Origin of the sequence: Streptomyces sp. NBC_01335, from assembly GCF_035953295.1 — a bacterium.
Classification (GTDB): Bacteria; Actinomycetota; Actinomycetes; order Streptomycetales; family Streptomycetaceae; genus Streptomyces.
Map to the genome: position 1 here is coordinate 1,252,613 of NZ_CP108370.1, position 24,727 is coordinate 1,277,339.

A 24,727-nucleotide genomic window follows, 5' to 3' on the forward strand; every position below is an offset into this window, starting at 1 on the left:
GCCCTGTCGTGCCCGCCCCGGGCTCGGGGCGGGCACGACAGGACAGGGCAGGGCAGGGGGCAGTGCGGACGGTCAGCCGGGCATGCGGTCGCCGACGAGGGCCAGGTTCTCGATGGCGGCGAGCCCGTAGAGGGCGGTGTCGTTGGTGGAGACCCAGGCGGCCTCGGTGCCCGCGACGGTGGCGAGGGGCCCGGTCACCTCCTCGGTCTTCCAGGGCGCGGACTCCTTGTATCCGTCACCGTTGAAGAACTTCTCCCAGGCACGGGCGGCGAACTTGGCGTCACCGGTCCGCACGGCGGCGTAGGCGTCCATGCGGGAGTGGCCCTGGAAAAGGCTGATGCTGCCGAAGTCGGAGCCGTAGCGGGCGGCCTGTTCCGCCTTGGTGGCGTTGAAGTACCGGCAGTAGTCGAGGTAGGCCCGCTCGAACGCCGGCATGTCGACGAGGGCGACGAGTTCGGCGCAGAGTTCGTTCAGCCCGAAGACGCCCGACAGGTGGGAGACGCTCACGACGGGCTGCGCGGCGATCGCGAACCGGCCGGTGTCGAGGTCGTACAGTCCGCTGCCCTGGACGAAGCCGTTGGGCTGTGCGGCGATCGTCTCCATGGTGCCGAGGACCCGGTCCTTGGCCTTCGCCGCCTGCGGGCCGCCGCGCTCCCACTCGGTGAGCCAGGCGGAGACGAGCCCGCTCCAGTCGGTGCCGAAACCGATGGAGAGCGCGTGCCGGTCGGGGGTGTACACGTCGGTGCGGACCTTGCGCTGCGGGTCGAGCGCCAGGAAGGTCTCGTCGGAGTCGACGTTGGCGCGCATCAGGTCGCCGACCCGTTCGTCGGCGGTGAGGAAGTAGTAGAAGCGGCGGTAGGTGGTGTTGGCGATGCGCTGTTGCTTGGCGCTGTCCGCGTAGTGCTGGACGCCGTGGCGGGTGCCGAGTCCCGCCCACTTGCCGAGGTGGTAGACGTCGACCTCGCCGGTGTGGCGGGTCATCGTCTCGGCGAAGCGGAAGATGTCGGCACGGCCGGAGCGCAGATAGGCGTACCAGAGCCAGAGGTCGGTGGAGAGCTCGGAGTTGTCCCAGGCGTAGCCGCCGATGTCGTACCGCCACTGGTGCCGGGACGGGTCGTACGTGTGCATGACGTCGCCGTAGTCCCAGAAGCCGTACCAGCGCCGCATCTCGACCTGGTCCCGGTAGTACGAGAAGAGGAAGTCGAGGTGGTCCTCGATCCTCGCCTTCGCCGGGGTGGAACGGTCCGGCTCGGCGAAGAGCCCGCCGAAGACGCCCGCGCCGATGAGCTGGGAGGGCGGGGCGACGAGCTGCGGGAGGGTGCGGACGGCGGCGGTCTGGCGGGCCAGCGCCTCGGCGCCTGGGGTGGAGTCGTGGACCCAGAAGACGAGTTCGCTGGTGCGGGCGATGCCGTACGGGGTTCCGAAGCCGGGTTCGTAGTCCTCGTAGGTGATCTCCAGCCCGTCCAGCTGCTCTTTGTACGTGTCCATGCCGAGGCCGTCGTGGTAGAAGCGCAGGTCCATGGGTTCGGCCTCGGGCGACCAGAGCCAGACGGTCACCTCGGCCTCGTCCGTGTCGGCGCCCCTGATGTCGAGCTGGGCGGGGAACTTCTCCCAGAAGTCCCGCAGCCCGAAGGCGAGTCCGCCGCTCACGCCGCCCACGTAGCCGAAGCCGGAGGCGCGGCGTCCGCCGCCCGCCGCGATCCAGCCGTGCCCCTTCGCGGTCCGCTTGCGCAGCGAGAACCCGTCCGCGGAGAGCTGGCCGAGGGTGTAGTCCCCCCAGGTGGGGATGAGAGGCAGGCGACTGGTGACCCGCTGGTCCCAGGTGGCGGGGTCGGGAAGGCGTACCCCCTCGAACTGGGCGGACCGGACGGCGGCTCCGGGGTCGCGGCGCAGGCCGGTGATGCCCTTGACGGCCTCGCGGAGCATGCCGGTGCCCTCGCCCCCGAGCCGGACGTGGCGGTCGTAGGTCTCGTCGCGCATCGGGACGGTGAAGCGGACGCCCAGGCCCCGGACGAAGTCGCCACTGGCCTTTCCGGGTTCCTGGGTGCCGTCGAAGGTGATGGTGTGGACCATGCGGAACGACTCGGCGCCGGCGTGGAAGTAGAACCGGACGGAGAACGGCATCCAGGAGCGCGAGCCGCGACGGTGCTTGCCGTCGACGCGCACGACGGCGCGCAGCGGGCCCGCCTGTTCGACCTCGGCCGAGGCGATGGCGCTCTCGAAGCGTTCGTACGTCTCCCTGCCCTGGTCGCCGTCCTCGATCTCGCCCTGGCGGATCAGGACCAGCCTGCCGTCCTTGGCGATCTCGGTGCCGCCGCGCACCAGCGACTTCACGAGCGAGGAACCGGTCTTCCCGATCTTCGCGGTGACGACCCCGGTCGAGACGGTGATCGCCGAGCCGGAGCCGCTGACGGTGACCTTCACCCCGGGAGCGGTGGGTTCACCGGCGGTGAGGGCGAACTTCCTGGCACCGGCCGCCTCCGGCCCGACGGCGTGGGCGCTCCACTTGAGGGAGCCGTCCGGCCAGGTGGCGGTGGTCCAGCTCTGCACGGGGACGCCCTTGCCCTCCGCGGTGGCGAGCGCGAACTTCTGGTCGGCCGGGTACCGCCCCTTCGGCCAGGGCACCCCGAACGTCGTGCCGGGGGCCGCGCCGAGCCCGCCCTCCTCCAGCCAGCCGATCTCGACCGGTTCCCCACTCTCCCCGGCGGCGGGCGTGACCGCTTCGGCCCGTGGCGCGCCGGTGAGCGCGGTCGAGGACAGTGAGGTGGCGGCACCGACGACGGCTGCGGCCTTGAGCATGGTGCGACGGGGGATCGGGGACATCACGACTCCAGTTCTCCGGGGGGGACTCGGTTCGTGCGCGCTTGCGCCGGCGTGGAACGGGCAGGCCGGACCGCCCCGGGGCACGCTCCGCGCCCCGGGGGTGGACGGGGGGTCAGCGGCGGCGGTCGGTGACGACCGCCGCGGCGGCGAGTGCGCCCAGGGCGGGCAGGGCGAGCGGGGGCAGCTGCCAGGCGGTGAGGGCGACGGCCGCGAACCCGCCGACGAGGAGCAGCGAGCCGACGGGGTCGGTCGCGGTACGGCGGACCGCGCCGCGCAGCAGCGGTGCCCAGCGGGCGCCGGGCCGCCAGGCGGCGGCCGTACGGAGCGCCGCGACGGCCAGGGCGAGGGCGCCGAGGACGCTGACCGCCGCGAGGAGCCTGCCGCCGGGCAGCTGTCCGGACCGGGCGATCCGCCAGTCGAGGGCGAGCAGGGCGAGGGCCGCCCCGGTCAGCGGGGAGACCAGCAGGCCGGTGCGTGCCGCCTCCCGCAGATCGCCGGCGAACTCCCGGAGCCCGCCGCGCCTGCCCCCGGTCTGCCTCCGCAGGTGGGCGCAGCCCGCCGCGAACGCCGGTACGAGGGTGACCAGGGGCAGTGCGGCGAGAGTGATCCAGACCCCGGTGAGCAGGCATTCGGCGAAGAGCGCGAAGCGGGCGAGCCGTTCGGTGCGGCGGCGCACGGCGGCACGCCGGGTGTGCGCGCGGACGCGGGTGGTGGTGGGTGCGCTCATGGCCCGGTCAGCCCTTCAGCCCGGAGGTGGCCGCGCCTTCGACCAGGTACCGCTGGAAGGCGAGGAAGAAGGCGAGTACGGGCAGCAGGGCGAGGACCGACATGGCGACCATCCCGCCGTAGTCCGCCGCGCTGTCCTGGTCGATGAACATCTTCAGCCCCATGGAGACGGGGTACTTGTCCGGCTCGTTGAGGTAGAGGAGCGGGCCGAGGAAGTCGTTCCAGGACCAGATGAACGTGAAGATCGAGCTGGTGATCAGGGCGGGCCGGGAGAGCGGCAGCATGATGTGCCAGTAGATCCGGGGGTGCCCGCAGCCGTCGAGCCGGGCCGCCTCGTCGAGTTCGCGGGGCAGGTTCCGCATGAACTGCATCATCAGGAAGACGAAGAACGCGTCGGTCGCCAGGTACTTCCCGAGCAGCAGCGGCACATAGGTGTTGATGAGTTCCATCTTCTGGAAGAGAACGTACTGCGGAATGATCAGTACGTGGTACGGCAGCAGAAGGGTGCCGATCATCAGCGAGAAGAGCAGGTTGCGGCCCCGGAAGTCGATCCGGGCGAAGGCGTAGGCCGCGAGCGAGCAGGAGAACAGCACTCCTGCCACCGAACCGAACGCCAGCACCAGCGAGTTGACGAAGAAGGTCGAGACGGGGATGTCGGCGATGCCGTCCGTCAGCTTCCGGTAGTGATCGAACACCGGTTGAGTGGGGAAGAGTTCGAGCCCGCCGACGATGTCCTCGTTGGGCTTCAGCGAGCTGCCGATCACCCAGAAGAGCGGGTAGAGCACCAGCGCGAGGACCAGGAGCGCGCCGACGTGCCAGAGCACCGAGCGCGTCGGCCGGCGCCGCGCCGGGTGGATGAGCGCGCTCATCGGATGTCCTCCTCGTAGTGGACCCAGCGCCGCTGGGACCAGAACAGCACGGCCGTGACCAGGCCGACCGAGATGAGCAGCATCCAGGCCATGGCGGAGGCGTAACCCATCCGGAGGTTGGTCCAGCCCTGTTCGTACAGGTAGCAGGTGTAGACGAGCCCGGCGTCGGCCGGACCGCACTTGCTGTTGGTGACGACGTAGGCCGAGGCGAAGATCTGGAAGGAGTGGATGGTCTCCAGCAGCAGGTTGAAGAAGAGCACCGGGGAGATCATCGGCAGGGTGATCGAGCGGAACCGCCGCCAGGCGCTCGCGCCGTCCACCTGCGCCGCCTCGTACAGCTCGCGCGGCACCTGCTGGAGGCCTGCCAGGAAGATGACCATGGGCGCACCGAACTGCCAGACGGTGAGCGCCACCAGGGCGTAGATCACCATGTCCGGGTCGCCGATCCAGCCGCCGACGTGCACGCCGAAGACCTGGAGGGAACGGTCCACGACGGCGTCGTCCGAGAAGAGCGCGCGCCACACGATGGCGATGGAGACGCTCGCGCCGACGAGCGAGGGGGCGTAGAACGCGGCCCGGTAGAAACCCTGGCCGCGCCGCGGCTTGTTGAGCAGCAGGGCCACGCCGAGCGCCGCCGCCAGCTTGAGCGGGGTGCCCACCAGGACGTACGAGGTCGTGACTTGGACGGACTTGCGCCAGCGGGGGTCGGAGAACATCTCGGTGAAGTTCTCGAACCCGACCCACCGGGGGCTGTCGAAGAGGTTGTAGTCGGTGAACGCCAGATAGAGCGAGGCGAGCATGGGGCCCGCGGTCAGCAGCAGGAAGCCGACGATCCACGGGGACATGAACAGGTAGCCGGCGAGGTTCTCACCGCGGGCCCGCCGCCGCCCGGAGGCGGCGGGGGCCTTGCGGGGCGCGGGGCGCTCCTCGGGCGGCGACGGCGCGGGGGCCGCCTGGGTGTCGGTCATCGCCGTTCCTCTCAGGAGCCGAGTGCCGTCTTCGCCTCGGAGAAGAACTGCTTCGTGCCGTCGTCCACCGAGGTCTTGCCGAGGAACACGTCGGCGGCGATGCGCAGGAAGGCGGCTTCGACGATGTCGGCGCCCGCCGGATGCGGGGTGATCGGCTCGACGTTGTCGGCGATCTGCTTCTCGTAGGCGGCGATCTGGGCGGAGACCCCGGTGGGCTCGTAGGCGTCGAACTGCTCCTCGGTGGCGAGGACGCCCCGGTCGTAGCCCATGATCTTGCCGACCTCGGGGTCGTGGACCATGAAGTCGATGAAGGTGGCCACCTCCTTCGGATGCTTGGTGCGGGCGGACCCGCTGAGCATCAGTGAGGAGATGTACTGCCCGGTGCGCTTGCCGTCGGTGGTGGGTACGGGCGCGAGGGCGAGCGGAGCCTTGGTCTCGGAGGTGTAGCGGACCAGGAAGTTGTCCCAGGTGAACTCCCCGGCGGAGAGGTCCTTCGACAGCCCGGAGGTGGGCTTGGCCTGCTCGATCTTCTTCGGGTCGGTCAGGATGCCCGCCTTCGTGCGGGCGTAGTTCTTGTTCCACCAGTCCTTGAGGTCGGCCTCGGTGAAGCCGAGTTCCGCGTCGTCGGTGAAGAACGCCTTGCCGTGCTGACGCAGGACCAGGTCGTAGAGGTACATGATCCCGCCGCCACCGCTGTCTCCCGGCAGCCCGCCCTTGCTGATCTTCTCGGTGGCCGCGTCGTACTCGTCCCAGGTCCAGCCCTCGGTGGGGGTGACGCCGATCTTCTCGTACTCGGCGGGGTTGTAGATCAGCGCGAAGGTGTTGCCTCCGACCGGGACGCCGACCAGCTTGCCGTCGACCTCGCCGGCCTTGTCGAGGCCCGCCCGGAAGTGCTCCATGCTGAGGTTCCCGGCCCGCACCTGGGCGTTGAGATCGAGCAGCACCCGCTTGTCGTCGTACTTGCGCAGGAAGGCGACGGAGTTCTGGAAGACGTCGGGGGCGTTGCCCGCCGAGGCCTGCGTGTTGAACTTCTTCCAGAAGTTCTCGTAGTCCTGGAAGTCGGTCTTCACCTCGATGTCCGGGTACTTCTTCTCGAACAGGGCGATCGTCTTGTTGATCAGGGTGGCCCGTTCCTGACCGCCCCACCAGGAGTAGCGGATCTCCACCTTGCCGCCGGCTCCCGTTCCCCCGTCGCCCCCGCAGCCGGTGGCGAGAAGCCCCAGCGCCACCACGGACACGCCTGCCGCACGCAGTCCCCGGGCATTTCGCCAAGACGTCATGACACACCCCATCCCGGGCAGGTCGCACCCCCGCCTCGGTAGATTGAATCGTTCAAGAAAGCGCTTGCCGACAAATTATGGAGTGGACACGACAACGTCAACGGTTGTGACAGGATCGGTCGAAGCGCTTCACCGGGGGCGCCGGAACACCCGGGCGGCCCGGGTTCCGCGCGGAGCCGGCGGGGCGGGCGGCACCGGCCGGAACCCACTCCGCCGCGAAGCGCCCGGCCTCATGACGCCGACAGGAAACGCGGAAGGCCCGAGAAACCTTGCGGTTTCTCGGGCCTTCCGTCCGGGTGGGCGATACTGGGTTCGAACCAGTGACCTCTTCGGTGTGAACGAAGCGCTCTCCCACTGAGCTAATCGCCCGGGCGCACCGCAAACATTACCGCATGTCAGCGGTGCCCCTGGACCACCCCGCGCTCACTCGCTTATGTTCCACGGCAGGCTGAGGCCGAACTTCCAGAGATAGATCCCCACCAGCGCCGCGACGATCACCAGCCCGGCCACGGTGAGAATGATGTTGCGACGCCGCACCTTGGGATCGAGCGCCTTCTGCGCCGCCTCGGTGACCTTCCGCCGGGTCCAGCGGAGCACGAGCTGCGCCCAGACGAACTCGGTCGCCCAGATCGCCATGCCGCCGAATATCACCAGCCACCCCGGTCCGGGCAGCACCAGCATCGCCACGCCCGCCGCCACGACGGCGAGGCCCACGGCGAAGACGCCCACCTGCCAGCTCAGGTGGAGGGGCTTCGACGCCTTGATGAACGCCGGCGCCCGGGAGCCCAGCTCACGCTCCGGTTCCGCCACGTCCCCCGCCACGGAACCCGGTTCCGCGACCGGCGCGGTTCCGTCCCGTTCGTCACTCTGCGCATTCATGGGACTCAACCTACCCGACCGCTCTCCGTCACTGGAATGGGTGCATGACGGAAAGTTACACACCGCTGTACGGGGGACTCAAAGAAGCACAAAACGGTCAGAGGGGTTTACAACGCCACCGTCGGTGGCATGTCGATTTCGCCGACGTGCGAATCCCCGAGCGCACACTGAGCGAAAGGCCCTGGCGCTTATGAACACCACGGTCAGCTGCGAGCTGCACCTGCGCCTCGTTGTGTCGAGCGAGTCCTCACTGCCTGTACCCGCGGGCCTGCGGTATGACACGGCCGATCCCTATGCCGTGCACGCCACCTTCCACACCGGAGCGGAGGAGACGGTCGAGTGGGTTTTCGCCCGTGACCTCCTTGCCGAGGGGCTGCACCGGCCCACCGGCACCGGAGACGTCCGCGTCTGGCCATCTCGTAGTCACGGCCAAGGCGTCGTCTGTATCGCACTGAGCTCTCCGGAGGGAGAGGCCCTGCTCGAAGCCCCGGCGCGGGCCCTGGAGTCGTTCCTGAAGAGGACCGACGCCGCGGTTCCGCCGGGCACCGAGCATCGTCACTTCGACCTCGACACCGAGCTCTCACACATCCTGGCCGAAAGCTGAGCCAGGCGACGAACTGCGGGACGCCGTCCGACTCGGGGAGACGGCGTCGCGCGGACAACCTCATAGGGCAGGAACCGGCGCCGTCACCGCGGAACCCACCGCGGTGGCGGCGTCGGCGCGTGTACGCGGACATGGACGGCGGCCCGCCCGCCGGTCCCGGCCCCCGCGCGGGCGGAACGAGCCAGTAGAGTCTGCCCGCATCTGCGGGCACGGCGCCCGCCGGAGGCCAGGGAGCAAAGCGTGCTGATCCCACACGACACCCGCATCGCACTCGACACGGTGGTCGATCTGGTGAACACCGCCCCGGAGAGCGGATCGCCCGTCGGCGGGCCCACGGACAGGATCGCGGGCACCACGGAGCTGTACGCCTTCGCGGCGCACCACCGCGTCAGCGACGTCGGCCGGCTCGGCGAGAAGGACCTGCGGGCGCTGTGGGAGGTACGCGCGAAGTTCGCGGCGGTCTTCGCCGCCACGGACGCCCGGGTCGCGGCCGATCTCGTCAACCAGCTGGTGGCCGCGGCGGGCACCACTCCGCAGCTGACCGATCACGACGGGTACGACTGGCACATCCACTACTTCGCGCCGGGCGCCTCGATCGCCGACCATCTCGCGGCCGACTGCGGCATGGCCCTGGCGTTCATCGTGGTCATGGGCGAGCAGGAGCGGCTGCGGCGCTGCGAGGCCCCGGACTGCGGCCGGGCGTTCGTCGACCTCTCGCGCAACCGCTCCCGCCGCTACTGCTCCAGCCGCACCTGCGGCAACCGCCTCCATGTCGCGGCGTACCGGGCCCGGCGCAAGGAAGCGACGGGCTGAGCGGGGGCCCGGGGACGGGCCCCCGGGGCTCCTGCGCGCCAGAGGGCGGGCGGGTGGGTGTGCGTGTGGGCCGGGCGTCCACGCGTTCGTCCTCGTCCGCTCGCGGATCGTCTCCGGCCGGCGGGGCGTTCCCGGTTCACGGGTCGTCCCCGGCTCACGGGTCGCCCCCGGTTCACAGCAGGAAGAGATCATGCAGCGCCGCCATGAGCAGCAGGGTGCCGACCACGGTGAGGAAGATCATCAGCGGGGGCTGGGAGAGAGCGAAGAGGCAGCCACGGGGCTCTTCGGCGGTCTGTGCGGGGGCTTCGCCCCGGGATGTGTCCAACATTTCGTAGCGATCATGACCCAGGCGGGGCCGCCCCGGAGATCAACCCCGTTTTTGGGTCCGGCAGTTCACCTCGAAGGAGTGTGAAAATCGCTTGGACGTGCGAGCCTCACCCGGGCGTCCGAAGGGCGGGGTCCGGCCCCGTCCTTCGCTGCCCGCCGTCAGCGGGCGGAGGCGCTGGACGCGCGGACGACGAGTTCGGGCTGGAGCAGCACGCCCCGGTGCTCGTGGGTGCCGGAGTCGTCGTCCGCCTCCTCCAGCAGCAACTCCGCCGCGAGCTGACCCATCCGGACGGCGGGCTGCCGGACGGAGGTGAGCGGTACGGCAGCGGCGGCGGCGAACTCGATGTCGTCGTAGCCGACGATGGCGACATCCTGCGGCACCCGCACCCCGGCCGCGTAGAGCGCCTGCAGGACGCCGAGGGCGAGCAGGTCGTTGGCGCAGAAGACGGCGGTGGGACGGGGGACGAGACCGAGCAGCCTGGCCCCGGCGTCGCGGCCGGCGGCGACGTCGAGCCGGTCGGAGGAGATTTCGACGAGCGCCTCGGGGGGCAGGCCCGCCTCGGCGAGGGCCGCGAGGGCGCCGACTCTGCGGTCCCTGATCTGGTGGAGGTCGCCGAGGCCGCTGACGTAGGCGACGCTCCGGTGGCCGGCCTGGACGAGGTGGCCCACCGCCAGCGCGCCGCCGCGCACGTCGTCCACGGAGACGGAGCAGGAGTCCGGGCCGGACGCGACCCTGTCGACCAGGACGAACGGAATCCGGTGGCGGCCGAACGACTCGAGGTTCTGTCCGCTCGCGTCCGCCGGGGTGACCAGCACCCCGCAGACCCGCTGCTCGGCGAAGAGACCGAGATATTCGGCCTCCTCGGCCGGATTCTGGTCGCTGTTGCAGACCATGACCCCCAGGCCGGCCTTCCGCGCGGCACGCTCGGCGCCCCGGGCCACGTCCACGAAGAACGGGTTGCCCATGTCGAGGACGAGCAGCGCCATGATGCGACTGCGGCCGGCCCTGAGCTGGCGTGCGGACTCGCTCCGTACGTAGCCCAGCTCTTCGATGGCCGCGAGCACGCGGGCGCGCGTCTCCGGCAGCACCGCATCGGGCCGGTTGATGACGTTGGAGACCGTGCCCACCGAGACGCCGGCCCGCCGGGCCACATCCTTGATCCCTGCCACACGCGCCACTTGTCCTGCCCCACTGATGCCGACTGCTGCCCTCGGCCGCCGTGCCGGTCGACGGATCCGCCCATGGTACGGAGGACGCCGGCCGGTCCGGGACCCGGCCGGGCGCATGAATTGATTCAATCCGCGACGGGTCGATGCCCCCGAGTCCCCTCTGAATCAATTCAGGGGCGGCCGGGCTCGCGCGGCCGGGTCCCGGTGCCCCGACCGGCACCGGGAGGGGCGCCGGCTCAGAGGCCGTGCTTCTTCAGGATGGCCTCGATGTCGCTGAAGTCGTCCCCCGGCTCCGCCTTGCCCGTGCCGCCCGGCTTCGCGCCGGGGCGGGCGGCGGGGCGCTGTCCGGTGGCTGCCTGCCGGAGGGAGGGCGCGGAGGCCGCCGGTGCGATCCGTTCGTCGTCCGCGCCCCGGCGCGCGGCCTTGCGCTCCTCGCGGGTCAGCCCTCGGCGGCGCTCCACCGCTCGCGTGGTGACGAAGAGCAGCCAGGCGACGCCGAGCAGCAGGAAGCCGATCCACACGCTCGGATCGAACGCGATGCCGGCCAGCCATTCCACGACCCCCGTCAGTACGAGGCCGATCGGGACGAGCGCGTACGCGGCGATCCGGGCCGCGGTGAGGAACCTCTTGCGGTACGCCGTCACCGCGGCGATCCCCAGGCCCGCCGCCGAAGCCGCGGAACAAATGGTCTCGGCAATCATCGGAGCCTCCAGCGGCAGGAACGGGCGTCTCTTCCATCGTGCACCGCCCGGGGCGACCGGGGCCATGCCGTCGGCCGTGCGTCAGGGTCTTTTCGGGGTCCGGCTCCTCCCCGGTGGGGACCGGACGCCGGTCGGAGCCGGTCGGAGCCGGTCGGGCGCGGGCCGGGCGGCGGGGCGTCGCCGATTGGGTGGTCGCCGTGCCTGCTGAAAGACTGGCCGCATGAGCGATTCCACCCCCGCAAGCCCCGTCGTCGATCTCTGGTGCGAGCTCGAATGCCCCGACTGCCACCGCGCCCTCACCGATGTGCACGCCCTGCGCGCCCGGTACGGCGACCGCATCGAGATCCGGCTGCGGCACTTCCCGCTGGAGAAGCACAAGCACGCGTACGCGGCGGCCCAGGCCGCCGAAGAGGCCGCGGTCCAGGGCAAGGACTGGGCGTACATCGAGGCGGTCCTCGGGCGCACCGCCGAGCTGTCCCGCGCGGGCGAGCCGCTGCTCCTGGAGGTCGCGGGCGAACTGGGCCTGGACGTCGAGGAGTTCGACACGGCCCTGATCGACGGCCGGCACATGCTGATCGTCGACGCCGACCAGGCCGAGGGGAAGGCGATCGGGGTGACCGGTACCCCGACCTATGTCGTCGGCGGCGAGCGTCTGGACGGCGGGAAGAGCCAGGACGGGCTGCGCGAGCGGATCGAGTCCCTGATCGACGGGCTGCTCGCGCCCCAGGGCTGACCGACCGGCCCCGGGCTGACCGACCGGCCCCGGGGCCTTCGCCGGGCCCGGGGCCGCTACAGGGCCTTGACGAGGTTGTGCGCGGTGGGCTCGTATCCCAGCGACTCGTACAGCCGCCGGGCCGGTGTGTTCGAGGTGAAGACGTGCAGTCCGATCCGGTCGTACCCCGCGCTCCGCGCCATGCCGGCGGCGAGCCCCATGAGGGCACGGCCGTACCCCCGCCCCCGGAACTCCGGGTCGACCTCGACGTAGAAGACGTACCCGATCGTCGCGCCGGTCTCCGTGGGGCTTCCGGAGAGCCAGACGTGGCCCACGGCCCGGCCGTCCTCCTCGCGCTCCAGGACGTGGATGTACACGCCCGGGGTGGCCAGGCCCTGCGGGAGGAGCCGGGCGTGGTCGGACTCGGACTTGCGGCGGGCCTGCTCCTCGGGGACACCGCGCTCGGCCCACTGCCGGGCGTACCCCTCGTGGAGGCCCGCCAGCCACGGCGCGAACTCCTCCGGTGCCATCGGCCGCCCCACGAGGCCGGGCGGCAGCGCGGGGGCGTGCGCGGGCGTCGGCCGCTCCATGTTCCGGCTGCGTTCGGCGTAGCCGAGCACGGCGGCGAGCCGCAGCGCCGGTTCGTTCCCCGCCGGGATCCGGGCACGCACCTCCATGCACCCCCAGTCCCGCAGCACCTCTTCGGCGGCGAGCGAGGCGATGATCGCCCGCCCCCGCCGGCGGCGGTGCTCCTCGATGCGGAGACCGTCGAGCACCCCGGCGGACGGACCGAAGGACGGGTCGGTGGAGAGGGTGACGGTACCGACGGGGCGCCCGTTGTCGCACACGTCGTACCTACGGGTCCGCGCGCCGTCGGCGCTCTGCTGGGTCGGCCCGGTCGGCCGCAGGGTCGTGGTCACCGCACTTGTTCTACCGGCCCGGGGCCTCCGGGTCACCCCCGTACACGGAAGCGGTAGCGCCCTGTGGCGGCGGGCCTCAGAGGACGAACCCGGCTCCGGACGCCACGGCCAGCAGCCGGGACGCCTTCAGCTCGGTCTCGTCCCACTCACGCGCGGGGTCGGAGCCCCAGGTGATGCCCGCCCCGGTGCCGAAGCGCAGGAGCGGCACGGGCCCGGTGCGATCGATCCAGAAGGTGCGTATGCCGACCGCGAGCTCCGCGGCCGACCGGTCGGCGTCGACCCAGCCGACCGCGCCGCAGTAGGGGCCGCGCGGCGCGGTCTCCAGTTCCTCGATGATCCGCAGCGCGCTGGACTTGGGGGCCCCGCTCACCGAACCGGGCGGGAAGGCGGCGCCGAACAGTTCCGGCCAGCCCGCGCCTTCCCCGAGCTCTCCGCGCACGGTGGAGACGAGGTGGACGAGCCCGGGGTGCTTCTCCACCACGCAGAGGTCGGGGACGGTCACGGTGCCGGTGGCGCAGACACGCCCCAGGTCGTTGCGGACCAGATCGACGATCATCACGTTCTCGGCGTGGTCCTTCTCCAGCAGATCCGCCTCGGTGCGCCCGGTCCCCTTGATCGGACCGGACTCGACGGTACGGCCGTCGCGGGACAGGAACAGTTCGGGAGAGGCGGTCGCGATCTCGACCCCGTGACCGGGCAGCCGGAGCGTGCCCGCGTAGGGGGCGGGGTTGCCGCGCGCGAGGAGGGCCGTCAGCGCGTCCACGTCGGCGCGGCCGGGATCGGGCAGCGGCGCGGAGAGCACCCGGCAGAGGTTCGCCTGGTAGACCCCGCCGGTCGCGATGTGCGCGCGGACGCGCCGTACGGCCTCCTGGTATGCCTCGCGGTCCAGCGAGGTGGTCCACTCCCCCGGGCCGGGGCCGCGCCAGGCTCCGGGGACGGGCGCGGGCACCGGCTCCTTGCGTACGGAGGAGAAGCGCGCGCACACGACACGCCCCTCGAAGTCGGCGGATACGGCCCAGAAGCCCGCGGAGTCGAGAGCGGCGGGATCGCTGGTCACGTCCCGCAGACCGGAGGCGACGAGGCCGCCGAAGCGGGCCATGGGGGCAATGTCGGACACGCGGTCGAGTGTAGGTCCGGGGGCTCTCGGACCGGGGTGGGGCGAGGTGGCCGCAGCACGCTGCGCAAACGCGTTTTTGTGCTGGCCCAGGAATCCGCTAGAGTTCAACACGTCGCCGGGACGCGCAAGCCGAACGGGAAAGACAAGCGGACGTAGCTCAGTTGGTAGAGCGCAACCTTGCCAAGGTTGAGGTCGCCAGTTCGAACCTGGTCGTCCGCTCGCAGGACAAGGGGGATCTTCCCGAGCCCCCTGATTCTGGTGGAGTGGCCGAGAGGCGAGGCAACGGCCTGCAAAGCCGTCTACACGGGTTCAAATCCCGTCTCCACCTCCAAGGACGATTAGCTCAGCGGGAGAGCGCTTCCCTGACACGGAAGAGGTCACTGGTTCAATCCCAGTATCGTCCACTCATCCGCAAGGATCTTCCCGCGCGATTAGCTCAGCGGGAGAGCGCTTCCCTGACACGGAAGAGGTCACTGGTTCAATCCCAGTATCGCGCACGCAGTACACGTAGTTCGCCCCGCGCGATTAGCTCAGCGGGAGAGCGCTTCCCTGACACGGAAGAGGTCACTGGTTCAATCCCAGTATCGCGCACGCAGTACACGCAGGTTGACCCTGCGCGATTAGCTCAGCGGGAGAGCGCTTCCCTGACACGGAAGAGGTCACTGGTTCAATCCCAGTATCGCGCACCACGGAAAGCCCCGGTCGTCCAGACGACCGGGGCTTTCGCCGTGCCCGGGGTCCGTGCCCTGGAACGCTCGGGGAGATCGGGGGATCCGGGAGCGCCGCCCGGCCGTGACCGGCGGGCGGCGGCGCCGGCTCAGGAGGAGAAGAGCATCCGGCCGAAGCTCTTCTGGCGGTGGTGGTGGTCGTAGTGGCCGCCGCCGTGCTGCGGGGCGCCCCACGCGGGGCCGGCGGCCGGGTACGCCTGCGGGGCCGGCGGCGCGGGCGGCGCCTGCTGCGTCCACTGCGACTCCAGCCGCGTCAGGGCCTCCAGCTCGCCGAAGTCCAGGAATATCCCCCGGCAGCCGCTGCACTGCTCGATCTGGACACCATTGCGGTTGTACGTGTGCATCTGCGCGTGGCACTTCGGACACTGCATCATCGGCTCGGCTCCTCGCCGTTCGGTGGTCCGCCACCGGAATTCCTGCCCGATGGCGGTCGGTTCACCCTACGACGAGCGCGGTGGTGCCAACTCGGGCGGGAGCGAGGCGATACGGGCGCACGCGTCGGTCATCAGCCGTTCGACCTCGTCGAGTTCCCGGCCCTCCTCCGCCGCTTTGGCGAGGGCCAGGGCGGCGGTCTGCGCGGTGAGGGCCCGGGCGGGGACGTCGAGTTCGGGCCAGGGGTCGCCGGTGGCCGGGACGGCCGGGCCGCCCGCCGCGCGGTAGGCGTCCAGGAACCGCCGCCAGACGGTGTCGGGCAGCAGCCCGGCGGCGTACCAGGCGGCGGGCCGGGCGAGGTCCCAGGCGGGGTCGCCCGTGCCGGTGTCGTCGATGTCGATCAGCAGCCAGGGGCCGTGCGGGACCGGGTGGCGGACGAGCTGGCCCAAGTGGAGGTCGCCGTGGCAGAGGAATCCCGCGCGGCCGGGCGGAGCCGGCGCCTCGTCACGGGCCCACCCGGGCAGCGTCGCCCAGGCGGCGAGGACCTCGGCGCGACCGGGACCGACGGGGTGCGCCGCCCGCATCCGGGCAACGGCGAGGCCCGCCTTGGCGGGTCCGCGCATCGGCGGCAGCGCCACCGGGGGCGCGGTGCGGTGGAGGCGGGCGAGGAGGACGGCCGCTTCCTCCCAGGGGGCGGCCTCGGGGTCGGCGGGGTCGACGGGCTCTCCGTACGGCCAGAGAGTGACGGGGCGTCCGTCCGCGCGCGGAAGCGGATGCGATACGGGTACGGGCGGCAGCAGGATCCCGGCGAGCGCGGGGGCGGCGGCGAGGGCGAGGCGGGCGGCGAACTCCGGGCCGCCGGTGCCGGGGGCGTGGGCCTTCGCGACCGCTGCGCCGCTGCGGACGACCGTGCCGTCCGGGCGGTCGGCGAGCACCCGGGGCGGCGGGCAGCCGCAACCGCCGTCGGCGGCCGGGTGGGCGGCGGCGTGGGCCAGGCCGCCCAGGGTGGTGACGACCTCGGCGCTGCTCAAGGGGTCCCCCCGGGGAGAGTCGTGGCAAAGCCCCAGGTTACGGGGGTGGCGGGTCCCGGAAAGCGCGATGTCCGGCCGGCTCCCCAGCCGGCCGGACAAACGCTGTCGTCCGCCGTACCCCCGTCCCCACGGGGCTGTTGGCCGGATGTCCCGGGTCCGGACCGCTCTTCCGGGCCCGGGGGCGCCGTTCAGCGCCCCATCATCACGCCCACGGACGACGCCTGTGTGACCACTGATTCCCAGCCGCCGAAGACGACCACCAGCAGTGCCGCCAGGGGAAGGACCATGGCCGCCGCCACCAGGGGGTGGCGGGTGCCGGACGGACGGCCGCCGAACGCTTCGTACGCCTTGCGTCGCTGCGCGCGGAGCGTGGTCCGCGCGGCCGTGTCCGACATGGTTCCTCTCCTGACCGGTGCGAACGTCGGCGGCCGGTCCCGGCCGGGAGGGTTCCGCCCCCGTTCGTTCCCAGCCTAGGGAGACGGTGCGGGGCGGGCGTCATGCCCGCGTACCGATCGGCCGGCCTACGGGAGGATGAGCTGTGGGTAGCCGGAGTACTCCCCTGGGTGGAGACCGAGTGGAGCCGGGCTACGGGGTGCCGGTGGGATACGTCCGGGAAAGCGGCGGAACGGGTGACATGACTCACGCCCGGTCCGGTGGGGAGGCAGGTCCCCCGGCGTGGGAGAGGCGCGCCGGGGCCTGCCGAAGCAACGGGCCGGGCGGACCCGCGGGAGGCTCCCGTCCGGCCGCTGCCCGGCGGCGGTGCGCCAATCCCCCTGCGGGGATGCCCCTTTGGGCCCGGAGGGATACGGAATCGCCCGGATCGGCGTACTGCTGACCATGCTTCACACGTCCGGTTCGGTACGGACAATCGAATCCCGGGGGAAGGCGCGGCCTCTGAGCGCGCTGGGCGCCGGGTACGTAAGCTGTGCCTCGTCAGGCGGACCAGGCAGCGGGGATGGGCAGACGATGGCGATGATGCGGCTCCGGCGCGAGGACCCGCGTCTCGTCGGCTCGTTCCGGCTGCACCGGCGGCTCGGGGCCGGCGGGATGGGTGTCGTCTATCTGGGTTCGGACCGGCGGGGGCAGCGGGTCGCCCTGAAGGTGATCCGCCCCGACCTGGCGGAGGATCAGGAGTTCCGGTCCCGGTTCGCGCGCGAGGTGTCCGCCGCGCGGCGCATCCGGGGCGGCTGCACCGCCCGGCTCGTGGCCGCCGACCTGGACGCCGAACGGCCGTGGTTCGCCACGCAGTACGTGCCCGGCCCCTCGCTGCACGACAAGGTCGCCGAGGAGGGTCCGCTCTCCGCCTCGGAGGTCGCCTCGATCGGGGCCGCGCTCTCCGAGGGACTGGTCGCGGTCCACGAGGCCGGGGTGGTGCACCGGGACCTCAAGCCGTCGAACATCCTCCTCTCCCCCAAGGGTCCCCGGATCATCGACTTCGGCATCGCGTGGGCGACCGGGGCGAGCACGCTCACCCATGTCGGTACGGCGGTCGGGTCGCCCGGGTTCCTCGCGCCGGAGCAGGTGCGCGGCGCGGCGGTGACGCCCGCGACGGACGTCTTCTCGCTGGGCGCCACCCTCGCGTACGCGGCGACGGCGGACTCCCCCTTCGGGCACGGCAGTTCCGAGGTGATGCTGTACCGGGTGGTGCACGAGGAGCCGCACCTGGCCGAGGTGCACGACGCGCTCGCTCCGCTGGTGCGGGCCTGTCTGGCGAAGGACCCGGAGGAGCGGCCGAGCACCCTGCAGCTGTCGATGCGGCTCAAGGAGATCGCGGCGCGCGAGGCGCAGGGGCTGCACGAGAGCCGTCCGCCCGTCCAGCGTTCCGCGCACGAGGCCGACCGGCCCACCGGCCGGCTCGACGGCCCGTACACCGAGCAGCAGACGCGCAGGCACGAGGGCCCGTCCACGGGCCGTTCGCCGCAGGTCCGCCGTCCCTCGCCGTCCTCCGCGTCCGGCCCGTCCGGTTCGCCGGGGGCGTCCGGCTCGACGTCCTCGGCGTCGGTGTCCGCCTCGCGGCCCGGTTCGGGGGCGTCCCGGCCGGCCGGCGCCCGGCCCCGGCCGGCGCGCGGTGCGGTCCAGCCGGGCCGCAGGCCGAGCCCGACCAACGGTACGAACGGCAGGCCGGGCACCCGTCCCGGGGCGAGGCCGACCGGGACCGGGCGGCGTCCGGCGAACCCCCGGTTGCTGCGGCAGCGCCTCTTCGTCTTCGTGGTGGTGACGCTGCTGGTGGCGCTCGGTATCGCGGCCGCGCAGGGCTGCCAGGGACCGGCGCGCGGGCTCGGCGGTTCGCCCGCGCGGCAGCCCGGCGCGCACTCCCCGTCGGACGGACAGCCGGGCGACCGGTCCGTGACGCCGCCGGGCGGCCTCGCCTCCTGACCCGTCGCCCCGGGACCGTTCCGGGCAAAAGGCAGCCCGGGCGAGGGCAGGCCGGGCGCGCGGGATCAGGCCGGGCGCGGGCGGGTGGCGTAGAACGCGACGGCGGAGGCGGCGGCCACGTTGAGCGAGTCGACTCCGGCGTCCATCGGGATGCGGACGTGGTCGTCGACGGCGGCGAGGGTCTTCGGGGTGAGGCCCGCCCCTTCCGTACCGAAGACGAGGGCGAGCCGCTCGTCCTTCCGCGCGGCGAGCTCGTCGAGGGTGATGGCCCGTTCGCTGAGGCAGAGTGCGGCGACCGTGAAGCCGGCGGAGTGCAGTACCCCGACGTCCGCGGGCCAGGATTCCAGCCGGGTCCACGGCACCTGGAAGACGCCGCCCATGGAGACCTTCACCGCCCGCCGGTAGAAGGGGTCGGCGCAGCGCGGGGTGAGCAGCACGGTGTCGACGCCGAGCGCCGCCGCGTTGCGGAAGGCGGCGCCGATGTTGGCGTGGTCGACGATGTCCTCGAAGACGGCGACCCTGCGGGCACCGGCCAGCAGCCCGGCCGCGTCGGGCAGTGGTTCGCGCCGCATGGAGGCGAGCGCGCCGCGGTGCACGTGGTAGCCGGTGACCTGCTCGGCGAGCTCGGGAGTGACCACGTACACCGGGGACTCGGCCGCCTCGATGACGTCGCGCATCACCTCGGTCCACTTGGGCGTGAGCAGCATGGAGCGCATCGCGTACCCGGCCTGCCCGGCGCGGCGGATCACCTTCTCGCCCTCGGCGATGAAGAGGCCCTCCTCGGGTTCGCGCCTGCGGCGCAGTTCGACGTCGGTGAGGCCCGTGTAGTCGTGCAGGCGCGGGTCGTCGGGGTCCTCGACGGTGATGATCTCTGCCACAGGAGTGCTGCCTTGTCCGGGGTGGGGGTGACGGCCAGGTCGTGTTGTGAAAGTAGCGTCGTCCGCCCGAAGGGCGGGTCGGGCGGCGTCCGGTGCATGCGATCCCGACAGGCGGGACTTTCACGACACGGCCTGGGCCGCCGGTCTTACGCGGTGGGGGCGGTGGACCGAAGCTGGCCGCGCGCCCGACGGGAAGGGTCAGACACGGCCCGGGGCGTCGGGGCCGACGGCGACGACCTCGCCGATGACGATGACGGCGGGCGGGCGTACGTCCTCGGCCGCGGCCCGCTCGCCGACGGTGGCGAGGGTCGCGTCGACGCGCCGCTGCGCGGCGGTGGTGCCCTCCTGGACGAGGGCGACCGGCGTCGCGGGGTCCTTGCCGTGGGCGATCAGGGCCTTCGCGATGGCGCCGATCTTGTCGACGGCCATGAGGAGGACGAGGGTGCCGCGGAGGCGGGCGAGGGCCTCCCAGTCGACGAGCGAGCGGGGGTCCTCGGGGGCGACGTGCCCGCTGACGACGGTGAACTCGTGGGCGACGCCCCGGTGGGTGACGGGGATTCCGGCGGCGCCGGGCACGGAGATGGAGCTGGAGATGCCGGGGACGACGGTGCAGGGGATGCCCTCGGCGGCGAGCGCCTGGGCCTCCTCCATGCCGCGGCCGAAGACGAACGGGTCGCCGCCCTTGAGCCGGACGACGGCCTTGCCCGCCTTCGCGTGGTCTATGAGCGCCCGGTTGATCGCCTCCTGGGCCATGAAGCGGCCGTAAGGGATCTTCGCGGCGTCGATGACCTCGACGTGCGGGGGCAGTTCGTCGAGGAGGTCGCGGGGGCCCAGCCGGTCGGCGATGACCACGTCGGCCTCGGCGAGCAGGCGGCGGCCCCGCACGGTGATCAGGTCGGGGTCGCCGGGTCCGCCGCCGACGAGCCAGACGCCGGGGGCGCGGGTGCGGTGGTGCGCGGCGGCGAGGGTGCCGTCGCGGAGTCCCTCGACGATGGCGTCGCGCACGGCGGCGGAGTGGCGGGGGTCGCGGCCCTTGGATGTGGTGGTGAGCACGGCGACCGTGACGTTCTCGCTGCGGCCGGTGGCGGGGGTCCAGGCGGTGGCCGCCTCGGCGTCGTCGCTGCGGACGCACCAGGTGCGGGTGCGCTCGGCTTCCGCGGATGCGGCGGCGTTGGCCGCGGGGTCGCTGCTCGCGACGAGCGCGTACCAGGTGTCGGCGAGGTCGCCGTCCGCGTACCGGCGGCGTTCCCAGCGGATCTCGCCGGCGTCGGCCATCGCCTCGACGGACGGGGTGGCGGACGGCGAGACGAGGGTGATGTCGGCCCCGGCCGCGATGAGCGCGGGGAGGCGGCGCTGCGCGACCTGGCCGCCGCCGACGACGACGACGCGGCGCCCGTGCAGGCGCAGTCCGACGGGGTACGCGGGGTGATCGACGTGCTCGGCCATGGCGGTACTGGCTCCTCGGCAGGGAACGGTGCGTGCGGCGCGGCGGGGCGTCGCACGGGGAGTCCGGTCGAGTCCGGTCCGGCGTACGGGACGCGGCGGCTGCGGACGGGGCTGCCGCTGCGGCTTTGGAGCGGCTGTGACGTGCGGGTTCAGCAGGGTGGGGCGGGGACCACCATACGGGGTGGGGTCGCCGGAGGGCAGGGCCCCGGAAGGCCCGGGGAAGCACGGGGCCGTCTCCGGGCGGGCGCGGGGGCGGCCCGGCCGGGGACGGCCTCGGGACTACTTCTCCGTGACGCCCGCCGAGTCGAACGTCGCCACCTCGTGCATGGCGCGCGCGGCGCTCTGCACGATCGGGAGCGCGAGCAGGGCGCCCGTGCCCTCGCCGAGGCGGAGGTCGAGGTCGATCAGCGGGCGCAGGCCCAGCTTGTTGAGCGCCGCGACGTGGCCGGGCTCGGCGCTGCGGTGGCCCGCGATGCAGGCGGCCAGCGCCTCGGGGGCGATGGCGCGGGCGACCAGGGCCGCGGCACCGGCGCTCACCCCGTCCAGGATCACCGGGGTGCGCAGCGAGGCGCCGCCCAGGAGGTAACCGGCCATGGCCGCGTGCTCCAGTCCGCCGACGGCCGCGAGCACGCCGATCGGGTCGGACGGGTCGGGCTGGTGGAGTTCCAGGGCGCGGCGCACCACGTCGACCTTGCGGGCGTGCATCTCGTCGTTGATGCCGGTGCCCCGGCCGGTGACCTCGGAGGGGTCGGCGCCGGTGTAGACGCAGATGAGGGCGGCCGACGCCGTGGTGTTGGCGATGCCCATCTCGCCGATGAGGAGGCCCTTGTTGCCTGCGGCGACGAGGTCGCGGGCGGTCTCGATGCCGACCTCGATCGCCGCGAGGACGTCCTCGCGGCTCATCGCGGGGCCGGTGGTGAAGTCCGCCGTGCCGGGCCGCACCTTACGGGGCAACAGGCCCGGGGTGGCGGGGAGTTCGGTGGCGACTCCGACGTCCACGACGCAGACCTCGGCGCCGACCTGACTCGCGAAGGCGTTGCAGACGGCTCCGCCGGCCAGGAAGTTGGCCACCATCTGGCCGGTGACCTCCTGGGGCCAGGAGGTCACGCCCTGGGCGTGCACGCCGTGGTCGCCGGCGAAGATCGCGACGGCCGCGGGCTCCGGGATCGGCGGCGGGCACGTCCGGGAGAGTCCGGCGAGCTGTGCGGAGATGATCTCCAGCATGCCGAGCGCCCCGGCGGGCGTGGTCATCCGCTTCTGGCGTTCCCACGCCTCGCCGAGCGCCTTGGCGTCCAGCGGGCGGATGTTGGCGATGGTCTCCTGGAGCAGGTCGTGCGGCTCCTCGCCGGGCAGCGCCCGGCGGCCGTACGTCTCCTCGTGGACCACCCAGGACAGCGGGCGGCGCTTGGACCAGCCCGCCTGCATCAGCTCGGGCTCCTCGGGGAACTCGTCGACGTACCCGACGCAGAGGTAGGCGACGACTTCGAGGTGCTCGGGCAGGCCGAGGGCGCGCACCATCTCGCGCTCGTCGAAGAAGCTGACCCAGCCGACGCCGAGGCCCTCGGCGCGGGCGGCGAGCCACAGGTTCTCCACGGCGAGCGCGGAGGAGTAGGGCGCCATCTGCGGCTGGGTGTGGCGGCCGAGGGTGTGCCGTCCGCCGCGGGTGGGGTCGGCGGTGACGACGATGTTCACGGGGGTGTCGAGGATGGCCTCGATCTTCATCTCCCGGAACTGCTTCGCGCGGCCCTTGGGGAGCGACTTGGCGTAGGCGTCGCGCTGCCGCTGGGCGAGCTCGTGCATGGAACGCCGGGTCTCCGCGGAGCGGATGACGACGAAGTCCCAGGGCTGCGAGTGGCCGACGCTGGGCGCGGTGTGCGCGGCCTCCAGCACGCGGAGCAGCACCTCGTGCGGGATCGGGTCGCTGCGGAAGCCGTTGCGGATGTCGCGGCGTTCGCGCATGACGCGCAGTACGGCCTCGCGCTCCGCCTCGTCGTAGCCGGGGGCCGGGTCGGTCGCCGGCTCCTCGGGGGCGGCGTACTCGGCCTCCGGCTCCTCGGCGGCGGGCTGTGCCGCGACGGCCTCGGCGGGGGCGGCGGAGCCGAGCGGTTCGGCCGCGACGGCCTCGAAGACCGGAGCCTCGAAGACCGGGGCCTCGGCGGGGTGGGGCTGTTCCTGTCGCACGCTCTGGTGTTCCGGTTCCGTGTACTGCGGCCCGGCGCCCTGTCCGGCGGCGGGGGGCTCGACGGCCCAGGGCGCTCCGGCGGCCTGCGGCACGGCGAACTCGGGGGCGTTGCCGGCTCCCGTGCCGGCCTCCGGCAACGCGGCCGGGGCGGCGTCGAGGGCGACGGGCTCGGCGAGCGGGGCCGGTTCGGCGGCGGGCGCTTCGGCGGCCGCCTCTTCGGCCGGCATCCCGGCGGCCGGTTCCTCGGTCACGAGGATTCCGGCGGCCGAGGGCTCGGCGGTGATCGGCTCGGCGACCGGGTCCTCCGCCGGGGCCTGCGCCACGGGGGCGGGGACCTCCACGGGGGCCCGGACCTGCTCGGGGAGCTGGGCGCCGGTGAACTCGGCGGCGGGAGCGGCATCCGCCTCGGGGACGTACGCCTCCGATGCGGCCTCCGGCACGAAGACCGGTGCGTGGGCGGCGGGCTCGGCGGCCGCCTCGGGGACGACCGTTTCTGCCGGGTCTTCCGCCGCGAACCCGGCCGGCGCTTCGGCGGGGGCGTGCTCCGGCGCGTGGTCCTGGGCGGCGGCGACCGGCTCGAAGCCCGGCGCCGCCTCGGGCGCGGGCACGTATTCCGGTGCGGGCTGCTGGAGCGCCTCGGCCGGTACGTACTCCGCCGGGGCGGCGTCCACGGGCGCGGGCTCGGCCGTCGCGGCCTCGGTGATCACGGCCTCGACCGGCACGGCCTCGACGGGCGCTGTCTCGGCAGGCGCGGGCTCGTCGGCCGGGGTCACGGCCGCGGCGGGCTGCTCCTCGGCGGCGGCCACCGTCTCGGGGGCGCCCCACGGGGCGGCGCCCTGGAGCGGGATCTCGCCCAGCTGCGGGCCGGGGAGCACGGGCTCCTGAGCGGCGAAGGCCTCGGTGTGTACGGGTGCCTCGGCGGGCACGGGGAACTCGGTGTGTGCGGGCGCCTCGGCGGGCACGGGCGACCCGGCGGGCGCCTGGTAGTCGGGCGCGACGGGAGCCGGAGCCGCGGTACGGACCGGTGCCTGGGGCTGCGGGGACCCGGCCGGGCCCCGGTCGGCCAGCGAGCGCACGAGGCCGCTCTGCCCGCCGTAGGACGGGCCGTCGACCGAGGGCCCGCGGTGCAGCGGGCGCCGGGACGGGGTGGCGGCCGACGTGTGCGCGGGGGCGGGCGTCGGGGCCGGGATGCGTACGCCGCCGAGGTCGAAGGCCCCGGAGTCGTGGCTCGCGGGACCCTGCGACGGCGGCTCCTGGGCCGGGTAGGCGCTCTGCGCGGGGAACTGCTGGTAGGCGTCCGCGGCGGGCGGCGGGACGATCTGCGGGTCGCCCCACCCGCCGCCCTGGGCGGCGGGCATCAGCAGCATCTCTTCTTCGTCGGGTGCCTGCTCGGAGGGGTCGAGGTAGGTGTAGGCATCCGGGGCGAGGACGCCCGGCTGCTCCACCATGCCTGCGTTCTCCGGCTGTCCCTCGCCCGGGACCTGGCCGGTGTCAGTCATGCGTACCCCTCGCCCATCGTCAGTGCTCCTTCGGCCCATCTCCCGGGACGCCCGCGTCACGGCAGGCCGGTGCTCGTCAACAAGAACGAGCGGGCTCGCCGCGCGGCACGAAACGCCCGCAGACCTCTACATATTCTCGCGGCCGTTCGCCGCAGCGACAGGTCGTTGCGCCGCGGTTCGCTGTGGACTGCGCCACTTCGCGCGTGCCCGGTCGTGCCGTACCACAGGGAGAAACAAAACATCTCCCTTTTCCGGACATTGACGCACGAAGCGACGAACGACCGGGTTCGGTACAACAATCGGCCA

21 protein-coding genes and 7 tRNA genes are annotated in these 24,727 nt (G+C 72.8%); 10 read left to right on the forward strand and 18 right to left on the reverse strand.

From position 1 onward, the window contains the following. Nucleotides 1-72 precede the first annotated feature (72 nt). From OG599_RS05045 to OG599_RS05075, 7 genes are all read right to left on the reverse strand, one after another. Complete coding sequence (locus tag OG599_RS05045; protein ID WP_327174731.1) at nt 73-2,823, reverse strand: exo-rhamnogalacturonan lyase family protein; 2,751 nt, start codon at nt 2,821-2,823, stop codon at nt 73-75. 112 nt (nt 2,824-2,935) lie between these two features. Continuing rightward, a complete protein-coding gene (locus tag OG599_RS05050; RefSeq protein WP_327174732.1) occupies nt 2,936-3,550 on the reverse strand; it encodes a hypothetical protein in 615 nt (204 codons plus the stop codon). 7 nt (nt 3,551-3,557) lie between these two features. Beyond that, entirely contained in the window at nt 3,558-4,418 is an 861-nt protein-coding gene (locus tag OG599_RS05055) for a carbohydrate ABC transporter permease (RefSeq protein WP_327174733.1), read from the reverse strand. Continuing rightward, nucleotides 4,415-5,386: a carbohydrate ABC transporter permease gene (locus OG599_RS05060; RefSeq protein ID WP_327174734.1), complete on the reverse strand. Its 972-nt coding sequence runs from the start codon at nt 5,384-5,386 to the stop codon at nt 4,415-4,417. Before OG599_RS05060 ends, OG599_RS05055 begins: the two co-directional genes overlap by 4 nt. An 11-nt stretch (nt 5,387-5,397) precedes the next feature. Next, nucleotides 5,398-6,666, reverse strand: coding sequence for an ABC transporter substrate-binding protein (locus tag OG599_RS05065; protein WP_327174735.1), 1,269 nt, complete (start codon nt 6,664-6,666; stop codon nt 5,398-5,400). A 297-nt stretch (nt 6,667-6,963) separates the two neighbouring features. Then, a tRNA-Val gene (locus tag OG599_RS05070) sits at nt 6,964-7,035 on the reverse strand. Between the two features lie 54 nt (nt 7,036-7,089). Beyond that, nucleotides 7,090-7,545 carry a TIGR02611 family protein gene (locus OG599_RS05075; RefSeq protein WP_327174736.1) on the reverse strand — a complete coding sequence of 152 codons (456 nt, stop codon included), beginning with the start codon at nt 7,543-7,545 and terminating at the stop codon, nt 7,090-7,092. 190 nt (nt 7,546-7,735) lie between these two features. On the opposite strand from OG599_RS05075, the gene OG599_RS05080 reads away from it, so the two are divergent. Together OG599_RS05080 and OG599_RS05085 are read left to right on the forward strand one after the other, a co-directional pair. After that, nucleotides 7,736-8,149: an SsgA family sporulation/cell division regulator gene (locus OG599_RS05080; protein WP_003959770.1), complete on the forward strand. Its 414-nt coding sequence runs from the start codon at nt 7,736-7,738 to the stop codon at nt 8,147-8,149. A gap of 240 nt (nt 8,150-8,389) precedes the next feature. Next, nucleotides 8,390-8,962, forward strand: coding sequence for a CGNR zinc finger domain-containing protein (locus OG599_RS05085; protein ID WP_327174737.1), 573 nt, complete (start codon nt 8,390-8,392; stop codon nt 8,960-8,962). A 172-nt stretch (nt 8,963-9,134) separates the two neighbouring features. Here OG599_RS05085 and OG599_RS05090 read toward each other — a convergent pair whose 3' ends face one another. From OG599_RS05090 to OG599_RS05100, 3 genes are all read right to left on the reverse strand, one after another. Next, on the reverse strand, nt 9,135-9,290 hold the full coding sequence (locus tag OG599_RS05090) for a hypothetical protein (RefSeq protein ID WP_327174738.1): 156 nt from the start codon (nt 9,288-9,290) through the stop codon (nt 9,135-9,137). 158 nt (nt 9,291-9,448) lie between these two features. Then, on the reverse strand, nt 9,449-10,468 hold the full coding sequence (locus tag OG599_RS05095) for a LacI family DNA-binding transcriptional regulator (RefSeq protein ID WP_327174739.1): 1,020 nt from the start codon (nt 10,466-10,468) through the stop codon (nt 9,449-9,451). A gap of 227 nt (nt 10,469-10,695) precedes the next feature. Further along, nucleotides 10,696-11,160 carry a hypothetical protein gene (locus OG599_RS05100; RefSeq protein ID WP_327174740.1) on the reverse strand — a complete coding sequence of 155 codons (465 nt, stop codon included), beginning with the start codon at nt 11,158-11,160 and terminating at the stop codon, nt 10,696-10,698. Between the two features lie 220 nt (nt 11,161-11,380). On the opposite strand from OG599_RS05100, the gene OG599_RS05105 reads away from it, so the two are divergent. Then, entirely contained in the window at nt 11,381-11,893 is a 513-nt protein-coding gene (locus OG599_RS05105) for a DsbA family protein (RefSeq protein WP_327174741.1), read from the forward strand. A 56-nt stretch (nt 11,894-11,949) separates the two neighbouring features. Here OG599_RS05105 and OG599_RS05110 read toward each other — a convergent pair whose 3' ends face one another. Further along, nucleotides 11,950-12,792 carry a GNAT family N-acetyltransferase gene (locus OG599_RS05110; protein ID WP_327174742.1) on the reverse strand — a complete coding sequence of 281 codons (843 nt, stop codon included), beginning with the start codon at nt 12,790-12,792 and terminating at the stop codon, nt 11,950-11,952. Between the two features lie 76 nt (nt 12,793-12,868). Next, nucleotides 12,869-13,891: a chorismate-binding protein gene (locus OG599_RS05115; RefSeq protein ID WP_327179926.1), complete on the reverse strand. Its 1,023-nt coding sequence runs from the start codon at nt 13,889-13,891 to the stop codon at nt 12,869-12,871. 164 nt (nt 13,892-14,055) lie between these two features. Here OG599_RS05115 and OG599_RS05120 point away from each other — a divergent pair. From OG599_RS05120 to OG599_RS05145, 6 genes are all read left to right on the forward strand, one after another. Further along, a tRNA-Gly gene (locus tag OG599_RS05120) sits at nt 14,056-14,128 on the forward strand. A 38-nt stretch (nt 14,129-14,166) separates the two neighbouring features. After that, nucleotides 14,167-14,240: transfer RNA gene (locus OG599_RS05125), tRNA-Cys, on the forward strand. Nucleotide 14,241: 1 nt separating this feature from the next. Continuing rightward, a tRNA-Val gene (locus OG599_RS05130) sits at nt 14,242-14,313 on the forward strand. A gap of 21 nt (nt 14,314-14,334) precedes the next feature. Beyond that, a tRNA-Val gene (locus OG599_RS05135) sits at nt 14,335-14,406 on the forward strand. A 22-nt stretch (nt 14,407-14,428) separates the two neighbouring features. Next, nucleotides 14,429-14,500, forward strand: a tRNA-Val gene (locus OG599_RS05140). Between the two features lie 23 nt (nt 14,501-14,523). Beyond that, nucleotides 14,524-14,598 (forward strand) — tRNA-Val (locus OG599_RS05145). Between the two features lie 128 nt (nt 14,599-14,726). On the opposite strand, the gene OG599_RS05150 is transcribed toward OG599_RS05145, so the two are convergent. The 3 genes from OG599_RS05150 to OG599_RS05160 all read right to left on the reverse strand — a co-directional run bounded on the left by OG599_RS05150 (nt 14,727) and on the right by OG599_RS05160 (nt 16,435). Then, on the reverse strand, nt 14,727-15,011 hold the full coding sequence (locus tag OG599_RS05150) for a TFIIB-type zinc ribbon-containing protein (protein ID WP_327174743.1): 285 nt from the start codon (nt 15,009-15,011) through the stop codon (nt 14,727-14,729). 66 nt (nt 15,012-15,077) lie between these two features. Then, the gene (locus OG599_RS05155; RefSeq protein WP_327174744.1) at nt 15,078-16,040 is read right to left on the reverse strand and encodes a phosphotransferase enzyme family protein; all 963 of its coding nucleotides are present in this window, start codon (nt 16,038-16,040) and stop codon (nt 15,078-15,080) included. A gap of 188 nt (nt 16,041-16,228) precedes the next feature. After that, the gene (locus OG599_RS05160; RefSeq protein WP_327174745.1) at nt 16,229-16,435 is read right to left on the reverse strand and encodes a hypothetical protein; all 207 of its coding nucleotides are present in this window, start codon (nt 16,433-16,435) and stop codon (nt 16,229-16,231) included. A gap of 571 nt (nt 16,436-17,006) precedes the next feature. Here OG599_RS05160 and OG599_RS05165 point away from each other — a divergent pair. Next, the gene (locus OG599_RS05165) at nt 17,007-18,416 is read left to right on the forward strand and encodes a serine/threonine-protein kinase (protein WP_327174746.1); all 1,410 of its coding nucleotides are present in this window, start codon (nt 17,007-17,009) and stop codon (nt 18,414-18,416) included. Nucleotides 18,417-18,481: 65 nt separating this feature from the next. Here the strand turns inward: OG599_RS05165 and OG599_RS05170 are convergent, their stop codons facing one another. The 3 genes from OG599_RS05170 to cobT all read right to left on the reverse strand — a co-directional run bounded on the left by OG599_RS05170 (nt 18,482) and on the right by cobT (nt 24,421). Next, complete coding sequence (locus OG599_RS05170) at nt 18,482-19,294, reverse strand: TrmH family RNA methyltransferase (protein ID WP_327174747.1); 813 nt, start codon at nt 19,292-19,294, stop codon at nt 18,482-18,484. A 198-nt stretch (nt 19,295-19,492) separates the two neighbouring features. Next, nucleotides 19,493-20,740, reverse strand: coding sequence for a uroporphyrinogen-III C-methyltransferase (gene cobA / locus OG599_RS05175; RefSeq protein WP_327174748.1), 1,248 nt, complete (start codon nt 20,738-20,740; stop codon nt 19,493-19,495). Between the two features lie 279 nt (nt 20,741-21,019). Then, nucleotides 21,020-24,421, reverse strand: coding sequence for a nicotinate-nucleotide--dimethylbenzimidazole phosphoribosyltransferase (gene cobT / locus OG599_RS05180; protein ID WP_327174749.1), 3,402 nt, complete (start codon nt 24,419-24,421; stop codon nt 21,020-21,022). Nucleotides 24,422-24,727: the final 306 nt, after the last annotated feature.